1 protein-coding gene is annotated in these 2,198 nt (G+C 29.8%); it reads left to right on the top strand.

Annotation, left to right across the window (positions count from 1 at the left end; all coding sequences use genetic code 11):
* The first annotated feature begins 213 nt into the window (after positions 1 to 213).
* Positions 214 to 1,905, top strand: coding sequence for a M23 family metallopeptidase (locus tag ABJD66_RS03595; protein WP_100895612.1), 1,692 nt, complete (start codon positions 214 to 216; stop codon positions 1,903 to 1,905).
* Positions 1,906 to 2,198: the final 293 nt, after the last annotated feature.

Raw genomic sequence — 2,198 nt, 5'->3', positions numbered from 1 at the left:
TCAACTAATTCGCTCATTTACAAAAATCGATGCATTTATCACAAAGTTAACATAGAATAAACTACTTCGCAATACTTTTTTCAATTATTCTTGTAAAGAATTAAATCTTAGCACTTAACCTCTTGTAATAAGGTGTTTTGTAATTTTTAAGACGTATTAGTCTTTTTCAATTAAGCGGGATTGGTTATTTTCGTATCAACTTTAACAATACATATGAGAATTTACGCATTTATAGCTGCATTATTTTTACTTACTTCTGTTAACGGACAAGAAAAATATCCACAGAACAAATTTCAATCTCCTTTAGACATTCCTTTAATATTAGCTGGTAATTTTGGTGAGTTACGCTCTAATCATTTTCATTCTGGTATAGATATTAAAACCCAACAGAGAGAAGGTTTAGCAGTTTACGCCATAGACGATGCCTCTGTTACACGTATTAAAATATCACATTGGGGCTATGGTAAAGCTCTATACATTACACACCCTAGTGGTTACACATCTGTGTATGCTCATTTGCAAAAATTTTCTCCAAAAATAGAAGAGTATATAAAAAAAATACAATACAAAAAACAGTCTTACCAAGTAGAAACTTTTCCTGATTTTGGTGAGCTAAAAGTTAAAAAAGGTGAAGTTATCGCCTACTCTGGTAATACAGGAGGTTCTTCTGGACCACATTTACATTTTGAAATTAGAAGCAACACAACCAGCAAACCTACAAATCCGCTTTTGTATGGCTATGATATTAGAGATGCAACAGACCCTACAATATTAAACCTTTACGCCTATCCTTTAAGTGATAATGCACAAATAAACCGCAACGCAGACAAAACACAGTTAAAATTTAAAAGGCAAGCAGATGGGTCTTATTTAGCAGATAAAGTGTATGCTGCTGGTACCATAGGAATTGGCTTTAATGGATATGACAGGCAAGATATGGCTGCAAATAAAAACGGTATTTATTCTATAGAACAACAAGTAAATGGTAAAACCTATTCTAAGTTTAAATTTAACACTTTCTCGTTTGCAGAGTCTAGATATATTAACACTTTAATAGACTACCAACACTACGGTAAATACAGTCAACGTATTGTAAAATGTTTTAAAGAGCCTAGTAATAAACTTAGCATTTACTCTGACTTACATAATGATGGAAAAATAACTGTAAATAATGGTCTTAGCTACAATGTAGTATTACTTTTAAAGGACTGGGAAGATAACACAACTAAAATTATTATTCCGGTTGAAGGTAAAGTACAAGAATTAAAATCACCTAAAAAAATAGAAATTACAGATAACTATCTAATTGCAAAAAAACCAAATAACTACAATTTAGATGGCGCCAAAGTATATTTCCCTGCTAATACATTTTATAAAGATTTTTATATCGATTTAGAAAAAGGTGCAGATACTGTAAAAATTCATAATGGTGAAGTTCCTGCTCACCGTAATTTTACAATTACTTTTGATGTTAGTAAATATTCTGCATCAGAAAGAAAAAAACTTTTTATAGCAAGACTAAATAGCAGAAAACAACCAATACACGCTACAACATACAAAAGAGGAAATACATTTACAACAAGAACAAAAAACTTGGGCACATACACACTTGCTAAAGACACAATAGCACCCGTAATTACTCCTAAAAACTTTAAAGCAAAACAATGGCTTAATAATTACAAATATTTAAGCCTTAAAATTGTTGATGACTTAAGTGGAATTGACACCTACAACGCTTACTTAAACGGAGAGTGGATTTTAATGAGCTACGAGTATAAAACAAATACAATTACATATAATTTTGATGATAAAATTCTTGATAAAAAAGAGTGTAATTTAAAAGTAGTAGTAACAGATAATGTAGGCAACTCTAAAACTTATGAAACTACTTTTTTCAGAAAATAAACTTCCTAATATCAACTCTAAACATAGTTAAACCAATAATTAAACAGATTAGCATAAATATAACAGTAGATTAAATTAGTATAAGCGTGTAGATTTAGGAATTTCATATATTTTTGCAAGCAGAAACTCAATTATAAAAAGAGCGTGTTTAATTGATTAAAAAAAAACACTGTTATCACAGAATTTTTAAGCCTTTTAACATACAATTACTCAAACCAAAACTAGAGATACGTAAAGCAACTAGTCATTTCTGATTATAAAAATAGAGTTTTTTAAACTCAATATACAGGAAT

It is taken from the genome of Cellulophaga sp. (assembly GCF_039943695.1).
In the GTDB taxonomy this organism is placed as follows: Bacteria; Bacteroidota; Bacteroidia; order Flavobacteriales; family Flavobacteriaceae; genus Cellulophaga.
The sequence above is the reverse complement of the archived record's forward strand: the minus strand, read 5'-3'. Positions and strand labels throughout refer to the sequence as shown.